Source organism: Pseudomonas parasichuanensis, from assembly GCF_021601385.1.
Classification (GTDB): Bacteria; Pseudomonadota; Gammaproteobacteria; order Pseudomonadales; family Pseudomonadaceae; genus Aquipseudomonas; species Aquipseudomonas parasichuanensis.
In genome coordinates, this window is record NZ_BQHO01000057.1 from 1 (window position 1) to 18,776 (window position 18,776).

General features: G+C 58.2%; 17 protein-coding genes. 8 read left to right on the top strand and 9 right to left on the bottom strand.

Going from position 1 to position 18,776, the window contains the following annotated elements:
- The coding region (locus L6D77_RS26260) for a 4'-phosphopantetheinyl transferase family protein (protein WP_236170207.1) at positions 1-667 on the top strand (667 nt) is incomplete at its 5' end.
- On the opposite strand, the gene L6D77_RS26265 is transcribed toward L6D77_RS26260, so the two are convergent.
- On the bottom strand, positions 664-2,268 hold the full coding sequence (locus tag L6D77_RS26265) for an ATP-binding protein (RefSeq protein WP_232882429.1): 1,605 nt from the start codon (positions 2,266-2,268) through the stop codon (positions 664-666). The two genes, L6D77_RS26260 and L6D77_RS26265, sit on opposite strands and share 4 nt — an antisense overlap.
- Positions 2,265-2,975, bottom strand: coding sequence for a response regulator (locus tag L6D77_RS26270; protein ID WP_232882430.1), 711 nt, complete (start codon positions 2,973-2,975; stop codon positions 2,265-2,267). Before L6D77_RS26270 ends, L6D77_RS26265 begins: the two co-directional genes overlap by 4 nt.
- 818 nt (positions 2,976-3,793) lie before the next feature.
- Between L6D77_RS26270 and L6D77_RS26275 the strand changes: the two genes are divergently transcribed.
- Entirely contained in the window at positions 3,794-6,670 is a 2,877-nt protein-coding gene (locus L6D77_RS26275; protein ID WP_232882431.1) for a ribonucleoside-diphosphate reductase subunit alpha, read from the top strand.
- 239 nt (positions 6,671-6,909) lie between these two features.
- Entirely contained in the window at positions 6,910-8,160 is a 1,251-nt protein-coding gene (locus tag L6D77_RS26280) for a ribonucleotide-diphosphate reductase subunit beta (RefSeq protein ID WP_110993000.1), read from the top strand.
- Positions 8,161-8,521: 361 nt separating this feature from the next.
- On the opposite strand, the gene L6D77_RS26285 is transcribed toward L6D77_RS26280, so the two are convergent.
- On the bottom strand, positions 8,522-8,806 hold the full coding sequence (locus tag L6D77_RS26285) for a helix-turn-helix domain-containing protein (protein ID WP_232882432.1): 285 nt from the start codon (positions 8,804-8,806) through the stop codon (positions 8,522-8,524).
- A 265-nt stretch (positions 8,807-9,071) separates the two neighbouring features.
- On the opposite strand from L6D77_RS26285, the gene L6D77_RS26290 reads away from it, so the two are divergent.
- Positions 9,072-9,407, top strand: coding sequence for a hypothetical protein (locus L6D77_RS26290; RefSeq protein WP_232882433.1), 336 nt, complete (start codon positions 9,072-9,074; stop codon positions 9,405-9,407).
- 134 nt (positions 9,408-9,541) lie between these two features.
- Here the strand turns inward: L6D77_RS26290 and L6D77_RS26295 are convergent, their stop codons facing one another.
- Positions 9,542-10,189 (bottom strand): DUF6088 family protein, encoded by a 648-nt coding sequence (locus L6D77_RS26295; protein WP_309295663.1) that lies wholly within the window; start codon positions 10,187-10,189, stop codon positions 9,542-9,544.
- A 476-nt stretch (positions 10,190-10,665) separates the two neighbouring features.
- Here L6D77_RS26295 and L6D77_RS26300 point away from each other — a divergent pair, with 476 nt between their 5' ends.
- From L6D77_RS26300 to L6D77_RS26310, 3 genes are all read left to right on the top strand, one after another.
- Positions 10,666-11,928: a nucleotidyltransferase domain-containing protein gene (locus L6D77_RS26300; protein ID WP_232882434.1), complete on the top strand. Its 1,263-nt coding sequence runs from the start codon at positions 10,666-10,668 to the stop codon at positions 11,926-11,928.
- Positions 11,929-12,511: 583 nt separating this feature from the next.
- Complete coding sequence (locus L6D77_RS26305) at positions 12,512-13,699, top strand: HesA/MoeB/ThiF family protein (RefSeq protein ID WP_236170209.1); 1,188 nt, start codon at positions 12,512-12,514, stop codon at positions 13,697-13,699.
- Entirely contained in the window at positions 13,696-14,178 is a 483-nt protein-coding gene (locus L6D77_RS26310) for a Mov34/MPN/PAD-1 family protein (protein WP_232882436.1), read from the top strand. Before L6D77_RS26305 ends, L6D77_RS26310 begins: the two co-directional genes overlap by 4 nt.
- A 1-nt stretch (position 14,179) precedes the next feature.
- On the opposite strand, the gene L6D77_RS26315 is transcribed toward L6D77_RS26310, so the two are convergent.
- Positions 14,180-14,728: a 3'-5' exonuclease gene (locus L6D77_RS26315; RefSeq protein WP_232882437.1), complete on the bottom strand. Its 549-nt coding sequence runs from the start codon at positions 14,726-14,728 to the stop codon at positions 14,180-14,182.
- 51 nt (positions 14,729-14,779) lie between these two features.
- Positions 14,780-15,139 (bottom strand): histone-like nucleoid-structuring protein, MvaT/MvaU family, encoded by a 360-nt coding sequence (locus L6D77_RS26320; RefSeq protein WP_232882438.1) that lies wholly within the window; start codon positions 15,137-15,139, stop codon positions 14,780-14,782.
- Positions 15,140-15,407: 268 nt separating this feature from the next.
- Here L6D77_RS26320 and L6D77_RS26325 point away from each other — a divergent pair, with 268 nt between their 5' ends.
- Positions 15,408-16,499 (top strand): SAVED domain-containing protein, encoded by a 1,092-nt coding sequence (locus tag L6D77_RS26325; RefSeq protein WP_232882439.1) that lies wholly within the window; start codon positions 15,408-15,410, stop codon positions 16,497-16,499.
- A 965-nt stretch (positions 16,500-17,464) separates the two neighbouring features.
- On the opposite strand, the gene L6D77_RS26330 is transcribed toward L6D77_RS26325, so the two are convergent.
- The 3 genes from L6D77_RS26330 to L6D77_RS26340 all read right to left on the bottom strand — a co-directional run.
- Positions 17,465-17,674 carry a hypothetical protein gene (locus L6D77_RS26330; RefSeq protein ID WP_232882440.1) on the bottom strand — a complete coding sequence of 70 codons (210 nt, stop codon included), beginning with the start codon at positions 17,672-17,674 and terminating at the stop codon, positions 17,465-17,467.
- A gap of 17 nt (positions 17,675-17,691) precedes the next feature.
- On the bottom strand, positions 17,692-17,901 hold the full coding sequence (locus L6D77_RS26335) for a hypothetical protein (protein ID WP_232882441.1): 210 nt from the start codon (positions 17,899-17,901) through the stop codon (positions 17,692-17,694).
- Between the two features lie 215 nt (positions 17,902-18,116).
- Positions 18,117-18,776 (bottom strand): hypothetical protein (locus tag L6D77_RS26340; RefSeq protein ID WP_236170208.1); only part of this gene is annotated, 660 nt, incomplete at its 5' end.

Here is an 18,776-nt window from a genome sequence, read left to right on the forward strand (position 1 = left end):
GCACCACTGGCCCCTGCCCCGCCCGGTCCCAGGCGCGGTCTTGGTCAGTTGCGCCTTCGACCCGGCCCAGCTCGCCGCCGATGACTTCCAGCGCGCCGGCATCGCGCAAAACGCCAGCCTGCAACGCTCGGTGGCCAAGCGCCAGGCCGAGTACCTGGCCGGCCGTGTATGCGCCCGCGAGGCCCTGCAGCGCCTGGATGGCCGTGACTATGTGCCCGCAACCCATGAAGACCGCTCGCCGATCTGGCCCGCCGGCATCCACGGATCGATCACCCACGGCCAGGGCTGGGCCGCCGCGGTGGTGGCAGCCGACGGCGCCTGCCGCGGCCTGGGGCTGGATCAGGAAAGCCTGCTGAGCGAAGAGCGTGCCGAACGCCTGGCCGGCGAAATCCTCACCCCCGCCGAACTGGAACGCCTGGACCGCAGCCAGCAATCCCTGGCCGTGACCCTGACCTTCTCGCTCAAGGAAAGCCTGTTCAAGACGCTCTACCCGCTGACCCGGCAGCGCTTCTACTTCGAGCACGCCGAGGTGCTGGCATGGTCCGCCGATGGCCACGCCCGCCTGCGCCTGCTTACCGACCTGTCGGCGCAGTGGCACCACGGCGTCGAGCTCGATGGCCAGTTCTGCGTGCAGGACGGCCACCTGCTCAGTTTGATCTGGGTTTAATCCCGTGGCTGCTCGCGCGGCCAGCTCAGGCTGAAACAGGCCCCGCCCAACTGCTCGCTACGCCCTACCAGGGCGCGGCCGCCGTGCCAGTAGATGATCCGCCGCACGATCGACAAGCCCAGGCCATGCCCGCCCGAGGCGCGGGTGCGGCTGTCGTCCAGGCGGGTGAAGGGGGTGAAGATGCGGTCCCACACCCCCTCCGGGATGCCCGGCCCGTCATCTTCCACATCGATACGGCAGCGCTGCTGGCCGAGCTGATAGCTCAGGCGCACCTCGGACTCGGCATGGCGCATGGCATTGCGCACCAGGTTCTGCAGGGCGCGGTGCAGGTAGCGCGGCTCGGCCTCGACCCAGGCACCACCGCCGTCCAGCCCGTGGCATTCGCCCCGCAACACGCGTACATCGGCGCGCAGCGGCGCCAGCTCGTCGATCACCCGGGCCAGCAGTTCATCCAGATCCACCGCCTGGAACAGCAGCGCCGGTGCGCCCTGCTCCAGGCGGGCGTAGGTCAGCATCTCGTCAACCAGCTTGTCCAGGTCCTGGATATCGCCGTCCATGCCGGCCAGGTGCTTGGCCCGGGCCTGCTCGGTGCTGGCGCTCTCGATCATCTCCAGGCCAAAGCGCAACCGCGCCACCGGCGTGCGCAACTCGTGGGACACCGCCCGTACCAGCTCGCGCTGCATGGTCAGCGAACGCTGCAGGTGCTCGGCCATGCCGTTGAAGGCTTCGGCCAGGCGCCCGACCGAGTCGGCGTCGCCGGCCGGTACGCGGGTATCGAGGCTGCCCTGGGCGATGCGCGTGGCCGCCACTTCCAGGCCCGAGACGCGCCGCTCCAGCTGGCGCACCAGCAGGTAGACCACCAGGCCGATCAGGCACAGGCCAAGAAAGGCGATCAGGATCAGTAACTGCGGCGGATAGGGGTTGAGCTGGTGCAGCGGGCCGATCTCCAGCACCCAGGGCGAGCCGGGCAAGCCCGAGAACACGCGGATCGAGTCACCGTCCTTGCCCAGCGCCATCACCGTGTCGCCCTCCTCCACCCGGCGCCGCTGGTCGTCATCCAAGGCCGCCCGCTCGATGCGCTGCAGGGCGATGTCGAAGCCGAAGCCCTTGCTCTGGCGGATCTGCGCCAGGCGGCTCTGCTGTTCGGTGACCGGGTAACGCACCAGCTCGTCGGCCAGCAGATAAAGGGTGGCACGCGCCAACTGCTCGCTGACCTGCTTGACCTCGGCCACCAGCAGCTGGTCTTCGCGCCCGACCCGGCGCAGCACCCGGGCGGCATGCGGGCCGGTCTTCTCCACCACCACCAGGTCGCGGTACAGCCGTGCGCGCTGGCCGCCGTCGAGGGTGAAGGCCGACAGCGGTTGCAAGTCCAGCGGCACCCCCAGCAGGCGCTCCCAGATCACCAGCGAACGCTTGCGCTCCACGTCGTTCTGCTGCGCCAGGTTGTCGGCCATCAGGCTGAAGGTGCCCTGGGCCAGGCCCTCGCGGTGCTGCCCGGCCCGCACTTCATTGGCCAGGTGCAGGCTGAGCACGCCGAGCACGGCCACCAGTACCAGCACCGCGAGCATGCCGCCATAGATGCGCAGGAAAATGGAATTCATGGGGCCGGCGCCTGGGCGGCCTCGCCGACGAACAGGTAGCCCTTGCTGCGCAGGGTCTTGATCAACCGCGGGTTGATCGGGTCGTCGCCGATCTTGGGGCGGATCTTGGAGATGCGCACGTCGATGGAGCGGTCCTGGCCGTCGTAACCGACGCCGCGCAACGAGGTGAAGATTTCTTCGCGCGACAGCACCCGCCCGGCGTTGCTGGCCAGCAGCCACAGCAGGTCGAATTCGGCGCCGGTCAGCTCGACCAGCTGGCCGCCCAGGCGCGCCTCGCGCAGGCGCTGGTCGATGTGCAGCGGGCCGAATACCAGCACTTGCTGGCGCTCCGGCGCCTCGCTGCGGCGCAGCAGGGCATTGATGCGCGCCAGCAGCAGGCGTGGGCGCACCGGTTTGCAGACATAGTCGTCGGCGCCCTGGTCCAGGCCCTGCACCTGGTCGAGCTCGTCGCTGCGCGCGGTGAGCATGAGGATGGGGCCGGCGTACTGGCCGCGCACCCGGCGGCAGATGCTCAGGCCGTCTTCGCCGGGGAGCATCAGGTCGAGGATGACCAGGTCGGGCTGGCTGTCGATGATGCGCCGCGCCGCGCGGCCGCCATCGCCCTCCACCGCCACCTCGAAGCCGTTGGCCTGCAGGTACTCGGCGGTGAGCTCGGCGAGGCGCTGGTCGTCCTCGACGATGAGGATGCGGTTTGTGGGGTTGTCCATGGCCTCTGCCTATTGATTGTTATTGTGTGTATGCCTGTGCCGGCCTGTTCGCGGGTAAACCCGCTCCCACAGAGGGGCCGCGCCACTTTCGAAACCTGTGCAGTACCCGCGAAAGGGCCGCCACAGGTGATGATTCCCTTTCATCAACGAGCAATATCGAGCCCGGATACTACGTCCCGTCCGCGGCCCTGCCAACCTGGCCACGCGCCCCTGGACTGAAGCGATTTTTGTGATAGGGTTCGCGCCCGCAAAAAACTGCCCTGGGGCGGCGAGCCGCAGAAAAATAGTCAAAACCTCTTGGGACAAGGCCTACAGCGATTACCCAAGAATCACACACAAAGTACCCACAACTTATCCACAGGCGCTCGCCTTGCAAAGCCCCCCAGACCGCATTATCTTGTATCCCGATCGCAACGAACCACTACATGTTGGGGTTCGAGCAAAATCACACACACAAGTCAACAGGCAAATTCAAACGAATTTCACCTGCTGAACTTAACGTGATTCCAGCAGCCAAACCGCTCCTGCGGAGGCGACCGAGGCAAGCCCTGTAAAGGCCTTGTTCGGGCATGGGTGTTGCAGGCAAGGCCCAGCATCCATCAGCAACAGATTTTGGGTTCGCCCAGAAACTTTGACTTCGGCCAGGGAGCGGCAGGTTATTGCCCCTTATTCCTGAGTCTGTCCCGAAGTCGGTACGCCCGAGCGGACGGATGCGTGTGCTTCACGCGCATCCCCGCCCGGGCCACTTGGCACGTGGACGGAACGGTGGGCGCCCAAAAGGCGCCTGAACACTATAGAAACTGTGGAGACACCCACCCATGCAAACCGACACAACTCGCGAGAACCCGCAGGCTTTGGCGCCGCAGGCCGAGTCCAACCAGGACCTGGCTGCCACCGCTCCGGGCCAACTGCGCGTGATCAAGCGTAACGGTACTGTCGTCCCCTACACCGACGACAAGATCACCGTGGCCATCACCAAGGCGTTCCTCGCAGTTGAAGGCGGCACCGCTGCCGCTTCGTCGCGCATCCACGACACCGTCGCGCGCCTGACCGAGCAGGTCACCGCCACGTTCAAGCGTCGCATGCCATCGGGTGGCACCATCCACATCGAAGAAATCCAGGACCAGGTCGAACTGGCCCTGATGCGCGCCGGCGAGCAGAAAGTCGCCCGCGACTACGTGATCTACCGCGACCAGCGTGCCAAAGAGCGCGCCACCCGCGCCAACACCGGCGCTGTGGTCGAGCCGCACCCAAGCATCCGCATCACCCTGGCCGACGGCAGCCTGGCGCCGCTGGACATGGCGCGCCTGAACACCATCATCAGCGAAGCCTGCGAAGGCCTGGCCGAAGTCGATGGCGAGCTGATCCAGCGCGAAACCCTGAAGAACCTCTACGACGGCGTGGCCATCAAGGACGTCAACACCGCCCTGGTGATGACCTCCCGCACCCTGGTAGAACGTGAGCCGAACTACTCGTTCGTCACCGCCCGCCTGCTGATGGACACCCTGCGCGCCGAAGGCCTGGGCTTCCTGGGCGTGGCCGACAGCGCCACCCACCACGAGATGGCCGACCTGTACGCCAAGGCCCTGCCGGCCTACGTGGCCAAAGGTATCGAGTTCGAACTGCTCAACCCGGCCCTGGCCGACTTCGACCTGGAAAAACTGGGCAAGGCGATCAACCACGAGCGCGACCAGCAGTTCACCTACCTGGGCCTGCAGACCCTGTACGACCGCTACTTCATCCACAAGGATGGCGTGCGCTTCGAGCTGCCGCAGGTGTTCTTCATGCGTGTGGCCATGGGCCTGGCGCTGGAAGAGAAAGATAAAGAAGCCCGTGCGATCGAGTTCTACAACCTGTTGTCGTCCTTCGACTACATGGCCTCGACCCCGACCCTGTTCAACGCCGGCACCCTGCGCCCGCAGCTGTCCAGCTGCTACCTGACCACCGTGCCGGACGACCTGTCGGGCATCTACCACGCGATCCACGACAACGCCATGCTGTCGAAATTCGCCGGTGGCCTGGGCAACGACTGGACCCCGGTGCGCGCCCTGGGCTCGTACATCAAGGGCACCAACGGCAAGTCGCAAGGCGTCGTGCCGTTCCTTAAAGTGGTCAACGACACCGCCGTTGCCGTTAACCAGGGTGGCAAGCGCAAAGGCGCCGTGTGTGCCTACCTGGAAACCTGGCACCTGGACATCGAAGAATTCATCGAGCTGCGCAAGAACACCGGTGATGACCGTCGTCGTACCCACGACATGAACACCGCCAACTGGATCCCTGACCTGTTCATGAAGCGCGTCTTCGATGACGGCAAGTGGACCCTGTTCTCGCCAAGCGAAGTGCCTGATCTGCACGACCTGACCGGCAAGGCCTTCGAAGAGCGCTACGAGTACTACGAAGCCCTGACCGAGTACAACAAGATCAAGGTGTTCAAGACCATCCAGGCCAAAGACCTGTGGCGCAAGATGCTGTCGATGCTGTTCGAAACCGGCCACCCATGGCTGACCTTCAAGGACCCGTGCAACCTGCGCAGCCCGCAGCAGCACGTGGGCGTGGTCCACAGCTCGAACCTGTGCACCGAGATCACCCTGAACACCAACAAGGACGAGATCGCGGTCTGCAACCTGGGCTCGATCAACCTGCCGAACCACATCGTCGACGGCAAGCTGGACACTGCCAAGCTGCAACGCACCGTGAACACCGCCGTGCGTATGCTCGACAACGTGATCGACATCAACTACTACTCGGTGCCGCAAGCGCGTAACTCGAACTTCAAGCACCGCCCGGTCGGCCTGGGCATCATGGGCTTCCAGGACGCGCTGTACCTGCAGCACATCCCGTACGGCTCCGATGCCGCGGTCGAGTTCGCCGACAAGTCGATGGAAGCGGTCAGCTACTTCGCGATCCAGGCTTCCTGCGACCTGGCCGACGAGCGTGGCGCCTACGAGACCTTCCAGGGTTCGCTGTGGTCCAAAGGCATCCTGCCGCTGGATTCGCAACAGATCCTGATCGAGGCCCGTGGCCAGAAGTACATCGACGTCGACCTGACCGAAAGCCTGGACTGGGCACCGGTCCGTGCCCGCGTACAAAAAGGTATTCGTAACTCGAACATCATGGCCATCGCGCCGACCGCGACCATCGCCAACATCACCGGCGTGTCGCAGTCCATCGAGCCGACCTACCAGAACCTGTACGTGAAATCGAACCTGTCGGGCGAATTCACCGTGATCAACCCGTACCTGGTGCGCGACCTGAAAGCCCGCGACCTGTGGGACTCGGTAATGATCAACGACCTGAAGTACTACGACGGTTCGGTGCAGCAGATCGAGCGTATCCCGCAAGAGCTCAAAGACCTGTACGCCACCGCGTTCGAAGTCGAGACCAAGTGGATCGTCGATGCCGCCTCGCGTCGCCAGAAGTGGATCGACCAGGCCCAGTCGCTGAACCTGTACATCGCCGGCGCTTCGGGCAAGAAGCTGGACGTGACCTACCGCATGGCCTGGTACCGTGGTCTGAAGACCACCTACTACCTCCGTGCCCTGGCCGCGACCAGCACCGAGAAGTCGACCATCAACACCGGCAAGCTCAACGCCGTGTCGAGCGGCGGCGACAGCGCCCCGGTCCAGGCCGCGGGCCCTGCCCCGGTACCGAAGGCTTGCGCCATCGACGAGCCGGATTGCGAAGCCTGCCAGTAAGGCTTGGCTGAGGCTTCCCCCGGGAAGCCTCTTTTCTGTGCCACGGCGCAGAACCCTGTGGGAGCTGGCTTGCCAGCGATGAGGCCGGCCCTGCCATCACCTCCCCACAACCAAACATAACAAGCCGGGGCCCAGCGCCCCGGTCAGCCCTCCCCCGGGCATCCAGATTTGCGTGCACCGCACCGCAACCAAGATCCACCGGCCATACTCAAGATGGCCCTCAAGCAGGAGAACTCACCATGCTGAGCTGGGACGAATTCGATAAAGAAGACGGCGAAGTAGCCGCCAAGGGCAACACCGGCGCACAAGCCGCCGCAGCCGCCACCCTGGACAAGCTCGACAGCGCCGGCGGTGCCGCCGCCCTGGAAGCCCGTGCCGCCACCGCCTCGGACTCCGACGCCGTCAAGCGCGCCAAGGCTGCCCTCGACGCCCTGGACATCGCCGAAGGCCTGGCCGAGCTGGAAGGCTCCTCGGCCCGCGTCGCCGTTGACGAAAAGCGCATGATCAACTGCCGCGCCGACCTCAACCAGCTCGTACCCTTCAAGTACGACTGGGCCTGGCAGAAGTACCTCGACGGCTGCGCCAACCACTGGATGCCGCAAGAGGTCAACATGACCGCCGACATCGCCCTGTGGAAGAGCATGGACGGCCTGACCGAAGACGAACGCCGCATCGTGATGCGCAACCTCGGCTTCTTCTCCACCGCCGACTCCCTGGTTGCCAATAACCTGGCCCTGGCCGTGTACCGCCTGATCACCAACCCGGAGTGCCGCCAGTACATCCTGCGCCAGGCCTTCGAAGAGGCGATCCACACCCACGCCTACCAGTACTGCATCGAGTCGCTGGGCATGGATGAAGGCGAGATCTTCAACATGTACCACGAGATCCCGTCGGTCGCGAAAAAAGCCGCCTGGGGCCTGAAGTACACCCGCGCCATCTCGGACCCGGAGTTCAACACCGGCACCGTCGAGACCGACAAAGAGCTGCTGCGCAACCTGATCGCCTACTACTGCGTACTGGAAGGCATCTTCTTCTACTGCGGCTTCACCCAGATCCTGTCCATGGGCCGCCGCAACAAGATGACCGGCGTTGCCGAGCAGTTCCAGTACATCCTGCGTGACGAGTCCATGCACCTGAACTTCGGCATCGACGTGATCAACCAGATCAAGATCGAGAACCCGCACCTGTGGGATGCCGCGATGAAGGAAGAAGCGACCCAGATGATCCTGCAAGGGACTCAGCTGGAGATCGAATACGCTCGTGACACCATGCCACGCGGCGTGCTGGGGATGAACGCGGCGATGATGGAGGATTACCTCAAGTTCATTGCTAACCGTCGTTTGACCCAGATTGGGTTGAAGGAAGAGTATCCGGGGACTACCAACCCGTTCCCTTGGATGAGCGAAATCATGGACTTGAAGAAGGAGAAGAACTTCTTTGAGACTCGCGTGATTGAGTATCAGACCGGTGGGGCTCTGAGCTGGGATTGATTCAAAGACGTGGGCGGTTGTTCTCAGCCAGTGCTGAAATTTTCTCAAGCTACCTGAAACAGCGCACCAATTAAGTGCGCGAAACGATCAAAGCCATCTAGGCCATCAAAGCCTAGGTGGCTTTTCAGCATTAGGCTGGCACATCACTCCCTCGCTTTTCAGTGAGATTCGGAAAAATGTCACGAAACTCGAACGGAGCGCACAGTCTTGGTGCACCACAAAGGTCTCTGACGTAGGTTCACAGGACCACTTGAGCTATTCCAGATGCTCCGAACCCTCCAGTAGATGACATTAAAAAGCCACCTCAGCTGAGGTGGCTTTTTTATTGCAGAACATGAGGGCACTCTCTTCTGCTACGTATTCACTCTGAACACTTGCGAATCCTGAGCGCGGCAATCTCTTGATGAATTTTTCCCAGCAACGCTTCGTCATCTCCATCGATACCGATCTGCATCAAAATAATCAAGGTGGCAGGGTTTACCTCTAGTCGCTCAGCAAGTTCTTCTAGCTTTTCGACAGTCGGGCTACGAATTCCACGCTCAAGAGTGCTAATGAAAGACTGACTTGCCCCCAACTGCTCTTGAGCAATCCCTTTCCGAACTCTCACCGCTTTAAGCGCGGAACCAAAAGCCAGCTTGCGTTCCATCTGTTTGCTCACAAAAGGAACGATAAAGCCTCGCTGAGCCATCAAACGCTATGCTGCATGCAGCATATATGGCAAAATTATTCTCCCCTGACGTCCTACACCGTCATATGCCGACAGATCCATCAAGACTGAGAGCGCAGCATTGTTTGTTACAGACCCACAAGAAGAAGTCCTCACAACGACAGGGAAAGTCGATCCGAGCTACAGAAGCTGGCCTCGAGTTGATACCAGCGAAACTTTTTTCCAGGTTCATAGCAGGGTCCACTTGGAGCGGACCACCCATGAAACCTGTCTGCTGTCGGCACCCCGCGCGCTGTTGGATTATCTCGCCGCCTGCGCCACCGATAGTGCAGTCACCATTCAGCAGATTTTCATAACTACCGCACCACATGACAATCGCAGCAGAAATTGGAAATCTGAACCTCTAATTAAGGTTGAGGTCAGTGTGGATCAATTTGGCGTAGAAAATCGAATCCTTTACCACACCCCCGACAAGTGCTACAGCGAGCGCAAATTCCACCGAAAAGGAGAGCTAAAATTGAAAACGGTGTATCAGGCACGTGGCGTTCACCACACTAAATCGTTTCAGGCGTCGAAATAGCGATTCAGCAGAATGACTTGATCGAAGCATCCTCCTCCCCTTCCATGTCGGATCATCTCGATATCGTGCGGCCGCGGGCCGTCCCTGAGAAACGACCAATTATCGAATCAAGTAAGATAATTGCTATCTAGCACTCACCCGGAACTGGCCTGCCTTTCCTTCAGGGCCGAGATGAGTAGATTGCACATCCACTTCGGCATCTCAAATCCTTGCAATGCCTTGATGTCTTGCTCGCTCAAGCGCTCCAACATCAGGGATATTGTGGCGGCTGTCTCAGACCTTCCAAGATAATACATAGCAGTGAGCGCCAAGCCTGCCTGGGTACCCGCACCCTGTAGTCGTACGGCAGAAACGTGGCGAAGCTTCACTACCGCGTTTCCAATTCTTACTTCACGACTTGGACCACTCGTATTGTAAATGGGGATCATCGACATCTGCGTACTCACACCCAGTCGTCGCACCGCCTCGGCACCGTGAACCTGTAACTTTTGCCCTCGAAGCTTGGCCTCCAGCATAGCGAGCTCAAGGGGGGACACCGGAATCCTCCCAAGCAATGCACTATATTTTGGCCGCACATAAACACCACGCGTCACACGCTCTAGAGCACCTGCGGACACCAGCCTCGAAAGCGCCCTCGTAATAGAGCTGCTGGATCCGAGAGACGCCAATCTACTTCGATGAAATGGGCATCCCTTTTCCACATGCCTTATGCGCATTGAAATAATTTTTAGAAGCGTCAAACAATCCTCCAAAACGGCTATGCCATACCCCACCACGGGCATACCGCACCACAATTGTAACAAATTACAACCACCCCCACAAAAAGCCCTCCGAGCATATTTAAAAAATCAAGACCTCGTAAAAAATATCTAATTGAAAAAACGATTCACTAACTACGAGCTTCAAACTTTTGACACTACAAGAAAATCGTGATTGAATTTAAGTACCGCTCACTAAGCGGTCTTTCATCATGGATGATTTGAGGTCGTCATGGATTGTCATCTTTCTTACCGACATCAATGAAAGTCAAAATGCCGCCGCCATAATGGTTGCATTCTTACTAGCAGCACACTCAAACGGATAGTTTAACCTGGATATTCGAACTTTTTGCGCGAAAGTGTCCAGGTGTCCGTTGCAGCACCCTATTGCGTTTAATCCGAGGCGCGGTCTCTGTGCCGTGCGGACAGATCCATGCGCGAGGGCGCCCTGAATCCAGGGTGTAGTAAATCCAGACCTCACTTTTGACGAGAAATCGACCATGACATCGCAAGACGAACTGACTAGGCGCCGCAGCTGGGAGCACCTTCTACTCCGGGCAGCGAGCGACATCTCTCTGACACCCAGCCAATACATAACGATCGAGGATCGGTATTCCCAGCTGCAGAAGATCCTCGATGTGTCCACGGACCCACTGCTGTCCGGCGCTCACATTTTCCCGCAAGGCTCAATGCGCCTGAGAACCACAATCAACCCGGTTAGTGGTGCCCCCAAGGACCTCGGGACCATCGATGCAGACGCCATTATCTGGTTGCCTCACGCCGGTAATGCCGATGCAATGACCGTGCTGAATGCCATCGAGCAGCGATTCCGTGAAGGCAGCCGAGTCAAATCGGATATCGTCCAGCTCCGCCGCGGAATCCGGATCGAGTATGCCGACGAGAACCCTGGCTTCCATATCGATGTAACGCCTGCACGGAATGCATGGGGCAACAACCGAGTTGATGGCCACGGCAAGCTGGAGGTACCCGATCGTGAGATCGGCTGGAAAGCCAGCAGCCCAATTTCCTACGCGGATTGGCTGAACGACGCGTCACAGCAGGAGATTTCGCTCGAGCACTTCCACAAGGCCATCGCCGCCAACCGAAGCGGTGATGTCGTGATGGACTCCGCAACCCAGGAGCCTCTTCCAACCTATCAGGACTACGACTCACTGGACCCTCTGCGCGCTACCGTGAAATTGTTGAAGCGCCACCGTGACGAATGGGCCATTGAAACCCGGAACGAAGGGCACCGTCCTATCTCGGCAGTCATTACTACGCTTGCGACCCATGCCTACCTCAAGGTCGTTGAGGAGTCACAATGGGCCCCCTTGAAGCCTATCGACGCAATCCTCAAGATCGTCGAGAAGATGAGTGAATACGTCAGGTACGTTGGAGGGGAATACCAAGTACTCAACCCGAAAGACCGTGGAGAAAACTTCTCGGAAAAATGGAATAGACCTGATGAGGGCCACAAGTACCGCCAGGCATTCGCCAACTGGCATGCAAGTGCGGTGGTCTCCTTCCAGCTCGGCCTGCAAAGTCATGACAGTGCGGATGCCTTCGCCCGAGCCATGGAAGCGAGCTTTGGTATTGGCCAGAAGATCATCAACGACGTCAACCGTGAGATTCCAGGAAACTGGACCATGCCCGGCCGTAAAGTCGGCATGACGCGAAACGCCGTATCACTGGGCGCGCTTTCCGGTAGCGCGAGCCATGCCTCCACTCAAAGCAAAGTGAAGCCAGTTGAACGCCTCGGTTGAAACGACCTTTACTCCATCCGTGGAGCGCGGTATCGCCGCGCTCCACGAATTTATTGGTGAAGAAGCCGTCGCTTCACTTCTTCAGTCCGTGCCCCCCGAAAAATTCGAAGTTGCGAGATTCATACTCCCGCTTCCGCGCGATTACACCGGGATAGAGCGGCATCTAGTTATCGCCTTCCCACGCCACTTCCCTCGATTTCCCCTGACGCTTCAAGTAGAGCCGTCGCCGTGGCTAGTGTGGCCTCATGCCACGAAATCAGGTCTATGCCTACATGGGTTCCGTGAGAGACCCATCACCGGAACACCTGAAACAGTGGTGAACGATAGTCTTTCACGCCTCCGCTCTATCCTAGAACTCGTACTCGAGGGTTCAGACCCCAAGGTACGAAATGCGGAGTTTCAGAACGAATTCTCCACATATTGGGGCCTACAGCTCAGCACGTCCCCGCAAAACTTGCTGCTGCTTGAGCGCCCCCCATCAGGCTCAGAACTGTTTGCAATCAGCGATCCCCGCCCTGATCGGCGCTCACGCACGGCATGGCTTGCACCGAAGCTGGAATCACTCAGAGCCCACTTGCGCCGCGTGATTGGGTACAGCGGGAAAATCCGCTCACCTGCTGTACCAGGCTTCTACGTAAAGCTGCAGTCTCATCCTGATATACGACTCCCCACTCCCGGAAAGCTTCTGGACTGGCTGACCCCGCACTTGGCCCACGATGACTGCGAAAAATTTCTGACCTGGTTCTCTGGTAGAGGATCACTGGCAGATCGCTGGCTTGTTCTGGAACTCCCCGGCCCTGCAGGCGCACCGGTGTTCTGCCTGGACGTTCGCTCGTACAGCAAGCAGCCGGACCGCGGCCGATGGTATGGCTTCCGCTCGGCTCGCCGCTGGTCAGGCAAGAATCAACCCTCGCACACCCCCACGTTGGTACGTGACGCTGTAATCAACATTCTCGACCGAACGGATATTCTCTCGCGCGACCTGAGCAAGACGGCAGAGCACCTCGAGAAAGCTCGGGTCGTAATGGTCGGTACAGGCTCGCTCGGCAGTGCTGTAGCGCTGCAACTCGCCCGATCAGGAATTGGCGAGATCATACTGATTGACCCTGAACGCCTTGAGTCAGCCAACCTTGGCCGCCACGCGCTGGGCGCTGACGAGCTTGGAAAATCGAAATCAGTAGCACTGGCGGAAAAACTGACGCTCGATTTGCCCACCGTCAGAGTGACGCCCTACGTGGGCTTCGCGGAGATATTCCTCCTGCGCAAGCCAGAACTTTTCGACATCGCTGATTTGGTCATCGTCACCACTGCAGATTGGGCATCTGAAGTGGCATTGTGGCAAAGGAAATCGGAAGGTGCTCCATGGGCGCTACTACAAGCCTGGAGTGAGCCACACTCCTTTGTCGGGCACGCTCTGTTAGCTCCAGGCGGAACCTTTGATGGCCAACCCTTGTTCGACGATGCCGGCAACTTTAAGCACAAGCATACCGAGTGGCCAGATGGCGGCGGCGTTGTTCCACTTCCGGCCTGCGGCCAAACCTTCATTCCGGGAGGCGCGTCGGGCATGAGCAACGTGGCGGGAATGGTGGCTCAAGTAGCACTGAGAACCTTGACCGGCCAACTCGAACAGCAGGCATGGGCCACCAGCATCTACCGCCCACAAGACATTGCTAACCACGGCGGTACTTACCTTGGACCAACAGTGGAGAACGGTATTCAGCACATTGTTCTGGAGCGTGCCTGGCCGGCCGATGGAGAGCAGTCCGGATGAGTAATATCGCCTGGAGCTGGGCGTGGCCACAGATCGAATGCACGCTGTCAGTATCGCGGGGCGTTGCCGAGGTCTTCAATCAATACCGGCAAAACATGTGGAAGACCGAGCGAGGCGGTCAGCTGTTTGTCGACCTGGCGGATCCCAGCGGACTGGTCATAACTCTGGCCACGCTCCCACATTCAAGGGATCGTTCAGGACGGGCGTGGCTCGAGCTCGATGCCGAGCGCTGCCGGCAGGAAATTGATGCCGCTAACGCCCAAGGGCTGAGGCTCGTGGGGTACTGGCATACGCACCCTCAAGCCATTCCGGCAATTTCTCCGACTGATGTAACAAGCTTCTCTCGGTTTGCAGCCCGTTATGCGCAGGAGCTACCCCATCCGATCGCAGTGATTGTCGGTTTGTCGCAAACACCTGATGGAGTCAAAGCTTGGCGCTTCCGGAATGGTGGTTACGAAGAGGCAAAGCTGGCGATCTGAATCACCCCAGCTGCGCCCTGCGCTGCAACATCAGGTCGAAAAGCTCGGCTTGGTAACGCGCATCATCCAACGCGTTGTGGGTCGCAGTGCGCCCGGGGTGCAGGCTCGTAGCCATATGCGAGGACTTGGTCTCCCTCCACGCGAGGTTAAAAGCCCCCATGTAGTAGGCTTTGATATCGAGCGCTGCAAACCCGAACGGGTTCTGACCTAAATATTTGTGGAAGTAGTAATTCACAAACGACCAGTCAAAAGCAGCATTGAGCCCAACAAAGACAGGTTTACCTGCATCTGCCTCAACCTCTGCTACCCAGGCTGCAACTTGTTGCATCGCCTCTTGCGGCTCAAGACCCGTTTGAGCCAGTAGCTCTAAATCAAAGCCTGTAACCTTCACCGCCTCAGGATCATGCTTTGGGCTATCGGGTTTGAATTCTAGATAAATAGCCTTATCGGGATGACCGACAACACATGCGCCAAATGAAAGCATGCTGAATTCGCCCGGTATCGGGCCAGAGGCTTCAATATCAACCGAAATGTATAGCTCTTTGCTCATGCGCTCCTTCTCCTGCGATTACCTGAGGGGGAAATGGCTAGCAAAGGTGTACTACGCGAGCCAAGAGTCCACAGTTTTGGCACCGTACTGCGCTTTCCATTCCTTCAGAGCCTTGTGGTTCCCGCCCTTGGTTTCAATCACCTCTCCCGTATGCGGGTTCTTGAAAACCTTGGCTTGGCGCGGCTTGCGAGGGGCCTTAGTTACACGAGGTAAGCGATCCGCCCGGCTGCTGGGGTCCAATATTGCAATGACGTCACGCAGGCTAAAACCGTACTCTCCGAGCAACGTGCGGAGCTTCTTCTCGAATTCAATCTCTTGCTTTAAGCCACTGTCATTCTTCAGGCTCTCCAGCTCAGCCAATTGGGCGGCCAGCTGCTGCTCTAGCGCACGAAATTCTGCAAGTCGCGACATAAAAATTTACCTCTCATAAATTATAATAACATTCAATCATCAGCCCACTTAAAAAGTCAACCCCGCTCCAGATACACTAGTGATGTAAAAATATACGCCATCCAGTACTAGCAGAGCTCCGAACATCAGCTTCTGGTTACCTCTAAGCTACATCGCCCCAAATAAAAAAACTCAAGCTCTAGCCTAGCTATCGCTTCGCCTGCGATCATCAGGACACAGGCCCAGCGCCACGAACCGAAGGCTATGAGAAGGGATTTTCTGGATGGTGATGAAAGAGTTACTGAGTTGGGGTCGAAAGCTAATCGATTGGTATGTCCGCCCCAAGAGCTTTGGAGTGTTTTTGGTCAGTTACGGCGCACTGGTTGTACTGGCGGCGCTGGCTGGAGGGGCGGTCGTAGGCATCAGCTACACCAGCGATTCCACCCGTCTGCAAGCCAACGTCAATACCACCAGTGGTCCGCCCGAGTGGATGGTGAAGGTGGCGTTCGCTCTAGGCGTGCTGATGATCGTTGTCGGCATCTGCGTCACCGTGATCGAGCGCATCCAATTTGCGCGCAAACGCGTCCTGCTCCTGGAGCACAAAGGGCTGCACGGTATCGATAGTCCATTAGATGCCGTAGTGAAGAAAACCATCGGAGGCAATGTCGAATCCATTCTGGTGGACATTCGCGAAAACATCATTGAAGGTCGCATAACTCACCCAGAGGCCGCCTTGCAAAAGGTGGTAGACGGCAAAGGGGACCTATTACGCCGTCTCGCTGGTCAAAACAAGAATGACATTGAAATCGTATACGGCGGGCTGATGCCGGTACCTTTTACATTTGTCACGGGCTGCTTGGTGGACGACGAAGGTGGCGGCCTCAAGGTCTTCGACTGGGACCGTTTGGGAGGTGGTGAATGGCGCCAGATTCAAAGCAGCCGCGATGACGGGGACCGATTGCAGGCCATGGCCGCGCCAACTTCAAACACTGACCAAATGGTGCTCGCCCTTTCCATCTCGTACCCGGTCGATGAGTCCGGTATTTGCAGTACTTTCCCGGGCGTGCCCGTGACGCACATGAAGATGAATGAGCTTTCGTCGAATGCACACTGGTCCCTTGAGAAGCAAAGCGCTCTAGCAGAGCAGTTCCTTCAGATGCTCAAATCACTCTCGGCCCAGCAGGTAAAGACCATTCACCTGGTGATCGCAGCACCGAACAGCGTGGTTTTCAATCTGGGGCGCATCTACGACAGAAGGCTGCTACCAGCGGCGATCATTTACCAATACGAGCGCACAAACACTCCGGCATATCCTTGGGGAGTGAGCATTCCATCACACGGTCAAGAGCCTCCGGCGATCGTGTACACAGCGTACAATTGACTTCAAATGACGGTTACCAAAATCAAGGCCCCGATTCCGACGGAATCCTGAATGGTAGGAAATGGAAGATTTCATAAAAGGTAGACGGAAAATCCGTACGAATTAGTGGGCGTTGATTCAGCGCTTCGAGCTGGAGGCACGCACTGCAACGGCAAACGCCTCAGCCACTCAGCGACATACGTTGCAAATGGCTCAAACAGCAGGCCGTGGCGCTGAACCTACCGCGGTATTGGTCGGGAAGAAACCTATACCGCTGTAGGGCCCGCTGAAATCTTGATCATGATCGGAGCTCCGCGACTATCAAGCGCACCTCCATTGGCGCAATCAACGCTGGTAGGACGTCCACACAATTGAGCTTGTATCATTAGCGCTCAGAATCACTGGGGCTGATGTCGCAGACACCTGGACATCACTGATTTTCGCATGGTGTCTTCTTGTCCAGGTAAGTGACGACCCTCTTGGCCGGCTTAAAAGGCCAAGAGAGTTGTGCCCTGAGAAAATCGCCAAGCACTGCTCCACTCTACCCGCTAGCAGACTCTTGCCAGAGCCTACCTACGGCCATGAGCAATCGATGGAAAACCAGTGGCCAAGCTGGCCAACCAAGGATAGGAAAAACTAGCAACTACTAGCGTTGACTAGCATTTTTTACTAGTGATGACTAGTTTTGCCTATGAAACGTTCACGACTGAATCGCTCCTAATTTGGTAGACGTGTCGGAGTGATCAATTCTTGCCGATAGCTGCCCTCAATGAATGACCGCCTCGGGTCGACAGCGGACAGCCCCTCACTTGGCGTCTGGTCTTTGGGCAGCGGTTTCAATACCGTAGGCCCAGGCGGCTTGTGAGCCTAAATCGATTCCGAAACAGAGCGCCTATAGACCGCATACTGCAAGCGTCGCCGTTTCAGTTTTGGAATCAATTCTTACCCCCTCCATCAGCGCCTGCCGTCATGGCCGGCGCACCCAGTCAGTGGGTGATGTAACCAGGGCCGCCGAGCGCATGCAGCTGATAGTCGGTGATGGCTTGGAACAGCGACTCTGCCAAGATCTTCAGGCGCTCAACCTCTTCGAGTGGCGCGCCACGATCCCTCGCTTCGTGATAGCGCTTCATGGCCTCTATCGCATCGGAGAAGGCCTGGTGATCTGGAAGAAGAATCTTCGACACATCTCGCTTCACGAATGGCTCCCCCAACGTCAATGCAGGATGTGCGGAGCTTTACCGCGGATGATGAGCTGATGCTCGGTCACCAATCGATAGCGTAAATCCGCTACTGCCCTCAAGAGCTCAAGCTCCCGAGGTGGTGCACCGGCATCCTCGGCTTGCCGAAGGCGGCGCTGAGCATCGATTGCTTTCTGGATCAACTCCTCACCGGCTTCAGCCAGTCCCCGGATGGTTCGGCTCATGGCAATACCTCGACGGTTTGACCGGCTCAGTATAGGAGATCAGAGAGCAGCGAAGAGCTTTGCGATGGCTGCATTCGACCCAAAGCCGCCGTTCGTGGAGTGCAGCAAACGGCCAAAAACGGCCGCTCCGCAAAGCCGCTTTTCGATTTACGTTTATATGCATTTTTATCGATTTACGGCATGTGGCGGCGACGTTCTGATGCAAAAAATGCATGTTATTCGAAACGCGTTTTTAGGGGTACCGCACTAAGCAGTTTAAGACGGCCTTTACCGCCGTTGAAAAGTCTATCTTGTTCAAATACGTGCCCAGAAGTAACCATGGTTGGAAGGAAGAAAACGATTCCGTCTCGATGTCCGGAGGTGGCGATCATACTCTCAAGCTGAATTAGCATCGATTCGTATGTATGGATATTTACTGTGTTCTTGATCTCCACAACTACTGACTGACCACTACTCTTGACTAGGACGCCTGCAACAAGTTTCCGCTTTTCCCCGCCAATTTGAGCTTCAGACAACACTTCTGCATCAGGAAAAATAGCGGACAAAAAACCCGCTACCGACCCTAGCCACTGAGGGTGCGAGTTACTTTCAAACTCTTCCGCGGAGCGGAGAACAAAGTACGATTTGAGGGCCTCACTAACACGCCCCAAAAAATCCCCCTCCGCAAAATTAAACTTGCTTTCTATCTTCCGTACCAATAATTTTGTGGTTTCCTCTTCTCGATCGCGTGCCAGCTGTAAAGCCATCTCTGTTGGCGCTGATGGAAAATTGACCCACCCTGCCGATTGAAATTTGACCCAGGGCGGATTGCTGATTTTGTTACCAGCAACTGTGGATAAGTCTACCAGCGCAGCTGCTGTTGCCCCCACTCCTTC